The sequence below is a fragment of the Sporosarcina sp. BP05 genome (assembly GCF_014282005.1).
Classification (GTDB): domain Bacteria; phylum Bacillota; class Bacilli; order Bacillales_A; family Planococcaceae; genus Sporosarcina.
Genome location: NZ_JACFTD010000044.1, coordinates 1 through 4,868, shown reverse-complemented (window position 1 = coordinate 4,868; position 4,868 = coordinate 1). Strand labels below are relative to the sequence as shown.

Sequence of the window (4,868 nt, the reverse complement as noted above, 5' to 3'; positions counted from 1 at the left end):
CTGTTTTTGAATAATCGATGTCGGGATTACTTTTGCTTGTTCCTTGTCTTTGATTGTTACTGACACAGCTTAATGTCCCTCAATTGACGGCAACTATTGTCCAATGATTGCTAAAATGATGTCCAGCGTAAATTAGGGAAAAAGGGAACTATGACAGTTCCCCTTCAATCACTCGAATTACCATGCGATCATCTATAATTCGTTGACCGTTTTGCGCCCCATACAATAGACAGTGAGTTGCTAATTTGTTAATGAGCCTTGCGGCTCCTCCCGAGTACCGATGAATCTCTTCTAATGCTGCTTCTGAAAAGATATCTCTTTCTACTCCTGAATAGTTCAGGTGTCTCATTACATAACCATCTGAATCCGCGCGGTCCAGATAGACCAGTTTACACTGAAGGTCAATTCGCTGCCGAATCGCAGTGAAGGATTGCAACCTGAGCCGATCCCAGAGTTCGCTTTGTCCGACAAGAACAAGAGCCATCGGGCTTTGTGCATCCATTTTGAAATTCAAGAGAAAACGAACTTCCTCAAGCATCTCCCGATCGAGAAGATGCGACTCATCTACGACGACGACCGGAATAATTCCATGAATCCCTTTCATCAATTCTATTTCGCGGTGAAGTTGCCTTTTGGAATCGCCCCTATAAAACTTCGCTTCGCACCCCAATTGTTCCAATAATCCTTTATAAAAGTTTCTAGGGGTGAGCTTTGAATCAGATAAATAGAGGCACTTGTATTTAGCCTCGTCCAATTGAGATGAGAATTGTCTGATAATTGTTGTTTTTCCAACCCCACAATCACCGGTCATGACGACAAACAGTTGTCGCTTCGCCGCATATTCAAGACGGCCAAGAATTTCATCTTGCGTTACCGATCTATACAATTCCTTCGGAGGAATGTCACGCGAAAACGGCGTATGAGACATTTCATAAAACTTCTCAAACATCTGTATTCACCCCCTTATTCACATTCCGATAAGAGACGGCCGGAGGCTGTGTTTCTTGTCTAGATTCACGTTGTTTTTCTGCTGCTCTTAAGAGACGTGATTTATCCACCGGTAGCTTTTGAAGAGTATGGGGTAATTCTGGCCGTTTACCAGTCTGCTCCCCTATAACTAATTCCGTAGCTTTCCAAGGCAAATATTCTTGATATTCGATGGTTAGCTCGGAGACGTCGGATGGATCATATAGAACTTCAACCTTACACCCAACAAAAGAAATCCCGACTTCATACTTTTTATCTTGAAAGCTGATGCACCCTGCCTTATCTACTTTACGGGTTTCACAATGTAGGAAAGCATCTATCAATTCTTCCGATGAAATAAATCGGAGCGCTTTTTGATCGCTTCGAAAAGCACTCATTGGACTTACGTTTTCGCTAAGAGAAGTGTGCGCCTTATGTTGATAACATTCACTTAACCACACTTCCAAAAGCTCATTTAATTTTTCCAAACGATTCGGCTTTTCTAGAGCAACCTCGCTTAGAAATGAATCTACTGTTCTATTAAAACGCTCTACCTTCCCGGTAGATTCTGGAGAATATGGTTTTGCATAAAGTAGACGAGTGCCCATTTTAGAGCAGGTCCGACCCATCCACTTCGTCCTGTACTGTTTTCCGTTATCGAAATAAACAGATTCAGGAACACCATGCTTTTGAATTGCTTGGCGAAAAGCATCCTCGATGGAATGCGAATCTTGTAACGGATAGAATGATGCATGCACTACAAAGCGTGTCGCATCGTCTATAAAAACCACAAGATACACCTGTTTTTTTGTCCCAGCGGGACCGATAGGCAGGTAGGGTCCATACTTGATATCTGAATGCCATAGTTGATTACGATGCCGTCTTTGAAAGCGACGTGTGGCAGTCGAGGTCTGTCTATACATTTTCATCTGTCTAGAGCTGTATCCTTTTTCAGATAATCTCTCCTGGAGCGTCGATCGCTTCAACGCTCCAGTTTCTACAACGCCTTCCCACTCCAGTATCTGAATGATTTGTGAGACACTTCGTCCTGGTACTTCCCGACGCAGCAGTATCGCATGATCTACTGCTTCATTGAGCGCGTCTGAAGAAGCCTGCCCTTTTCGGGGTGAAGGCCTCAATCCAGTAAATCCATTCTTATGGTATTTGGCTACATATCGCCGTAAGGTCCGCTCAGAAAGACCACAAGATTCACTGATTTTCATCCTGAGATCTCTCGCTTTCGCTGGGTCCAGTCCATCTTCGAGTAACGGTGCAATCAATTGATACTTCGAAGCAGCCATTTCCTCATCTTTTTGTTGATTTTTCAAGGGGATCATTCCTTTCGGTTTAATTACCTTGAGTGTAAATCAACTATTCAGGGACAACTAGGCAAAACGGGTATGTAACCAAAAATGATGATTTACCACTGGTTGGACAAGACGCGCCAGCCAATCAGGAGCATCGCCTGTTAAACGTCCGATTCGTTCCAGTACAGATAGTGAACGGTCGGACAAAACCATCACTAGAGTAGACTCAAGCTGCCTTTGAACGCGCAGGGAGATGATAATTTGAATCCAATACTCCACCAATTTTGAAAACCAGGATATCCACCGTGCTGTCGTTAATTCATCTACTTCCAGAACCAATGGTTCAAACCCCTCAAGACATCCTTCTATAACGGAAGCCTCGTAACGCTTGTAGGGTATAAATAAATTGGGGAGTTCATGATGGATTTTCCAACACGGTTGACATCGTAATCTTCGGATAGAGTAAAGATTTTTTTCACCTGTTTCAATTCTTCCCTTTCGTATACGGCTACCAATAACTTTATATTCAAGCCCTCCGCAACAAGGGCAAGGCACTTGTTCTGTACTGGTAACTGAAAACCCCGGTTTCAAAGTTTTCAGTTAAGCAATAATCTGATATGATTATCATGTGTATTTGGGGACGCCTTCCGTATAACCACTTTGAATGGTTATACAAAAATGGAAGGCGTTTTTCCTTTCTGTAGGCTTTAATGGACAGTATAACCATCAAGCCTTGGACAGATAACCCCGTCAACAATTGGACCTTTTAATGCAGCATTAACATTTGATTGTGTTTTTGAATGCCTTGCACATCTGATACTTGGAATTTTTGCATTCTTATAATGGCGAATTGTGCCATGTGCAGCATCTCCTTTTACATTGGGGAACGAATCATATTGGGATAAGAATAGCACATCGTGGGAGGAGGACCAAAACTTTTGGTATAGCCCACTATACCAATTTCATTGATGCGGGCTCTCCGAGGGTGAAAAGCAAGAAGTCTGTCACGCTAGCGTGACAGACTTCCCAAGTTCAAAAGCAGAAAAAATAACCGCTTGCAGCCGTTGTTTTTTCTAGTAACAGAAAAGGAATTGAACCTTTGCTGATTCTCGCAAAGGTTCAATTCCTTTTCCAGATCAAGTGCAAAAGAATAGACCTTGCCCCTTTTGCAAAAGGGGCACCCCCCCAAAATCCCCTTCGCCAAGTGGCAGGTTCTCACATAGGGTGAGAACCAAAAAGAGGGTGGGGAATCATCTCTTGTATCAACTCCTTAAATTCCTTCCGCTTTTGCTTCAGTCAGACATTTACCGTTGACACTTCCCTATAATCTTTCCTCTGGCCAAATAAAAAAGACCGCCAATAGACGATCTCCTCTTGTTGAACTAAAGCACCCGTTAGTTTAAGAAGAACAAAGAAACTACTTTATGTTTTTCCATGTCAAATACTACGCAAAAGCTTTCAAGCGATTCCGATTGTAAAAACGAACTACACCCCAAAGAATAAATAAAACACCTGAAATAGCAAAGAAAATATAATAGAGAAACTCATATTTCAGATAATCGTAAGTTTTATATTCCCATTCCACATACCAATTATCATTGTCAATTCCAATAATACCCTGGCTCAACGTACCAGATTCCCCGTTTCCTTTTTTTCCTTGAGTAAATAATTTTTCACTTGTCTTTTTACCATCTACCTCAGAATCCTTTATGAATGCGAAATAACTAATATTGTCAAACCACTTTGAATTCCGTTCAACCATGTCTTGTAAGGCAAGTTCATCCTCAGAAGTGAATTCACCTTTCGTTTGATATGATTGTACCAAATTATCCATTAAATCTAAGGTCTCACTGTAAGTTTTGTCCCTCATAAATAAACTAACCGAAACAACTAAACCTACCAATAAAAATATAACTGCTGAACGTAACAGCCATTTTGCAAACTTTTTTTGAGATTGAAACATTGTTAATAACCCTCTTGTAATTTGTTTTTCATCTCCGAATCTATCTAAAGCAATGGAGACTGCTTCTTGCTCTGATTTTCCTTCTGCTTTTAACTCTTCAACAGTTTCTAATAAATGTGAACGCATTTCTTGTTTCAATTCTTTTGCTTCTTTTCCACTTAAATGGGCATATATCGAATTGACGAATTGTTCAATTTGTTTCACTACTGTTCTCCTCCTTCTAAAAATAAGTCAATAATCTTTTTTACAAAACTCCATTCCTTACGTTTTTCTTCAAATGCTTCTTCACCGAGTGGTGTGAGTTTATAATATTTCCTTCTTCCTCCTGGTCCTTGTTCATCACCCCAGTAGGATTCAATCCATTGATTTTTCTCTAATCTCTTTAAAGATAAATAAAGCGTACCTTCTTTTAATTCAAATTGTTCATCGCTTCTTTCTCGAACTAATTTAGCTAACTCATAGCCATACATATCTCTTGTATGTACAAGCGATAGAATTAACGTATCAATATGACCTTTTAGAACTTCTTTGTTTACTTCCAAATTTTTGCACCTCCTAATTCAGTTATAATTTATATTACTCTATAATGCAAGGTATTGTTTCAAAAAAATATCTTTCTACTTAAACTATTT

5 protein-coding genes are annotated in these 4,868 nt (G+C 40.2%); all 5 read right to left on the bottom strand.

The window, feature by feature from the left end:
- Positions 1–148 precede the first annotated feature (148 nt).
- The 5 genes from H2672_RS18885 to H2672_RS18865 all read right to left on the bottom strand — a co-directional run bounded on the left by H2672_RS18885 (position 149) and on the right by H2672_RS18865 (position 4,778).
- Positions 149–949 (bottom strand): ExeA family protein, encoded by an 801-nt coding sequence (locus H2672_RS18885; RefSeq protein ID WP_186673930.1) that lies wholly within the window; start codon positions 947–949, stop codon positions 149–151.
- Positions 942–2,294 carry a DDE-type integrase/transposase/recombinase gene (locus H2672_RS18880; RefSeq protein ID WP_186673929.1) on the bottom strand — a complete coding sequence of 451 codons (1,353 nt, stop codon included), beginning with the start codon at positions 2,292–2,294 and terminating at the stop codon, positions 942–944. Before H2672_RS18880 ends, H2672_RS18885 begins: the two co-directional genes overlap by 8 nt.
- Positions 2,295–2,351: 57 nt before the next feature.
- On the bottom strand, positions 2,352–2,828 hold the full coding sequence (locus tag H2672_RS19445; protein WP_222439466.1) for a DUF6431 domain-containing protein: 477 nt from the start codon (positions 2,826–2,828) through the stop codon (positions 2,352–2,354).
- A gap of 889 nt (positions 2,829–3,717) precedes the next feature.
- Positions 3,718–4,440 carry a permease prefix domain 1-containing protein gene (locus tag H2672_RS18870; protein WP_186673927.1) on the bottom strand — a complete coding sequence of 241 codons (723 nt, stop codon included), beginning with the start codon at positions 4,438–4,440 and terminating at the stop codon, positions 3,718–3,720.
- The gene (locus tag H2672_RS18865; protein WP_186673926.1) at positions 4,440–4,778 is read right to left on the bottom strand and encodes a PadR family transcriptional regulator; all 339 of its coding nucleotides are present in this window, start codon (positions 4,776–4,778) and stop codon (positions 4,440–4,442) included. The genes H2672_RS18870 and H2672_RS18865 overlap by 1 nt, the downstream gene beginning before the upstream one ends.
- Positions 4,779–4,868 lie beyond the last annotated feature (90 nt).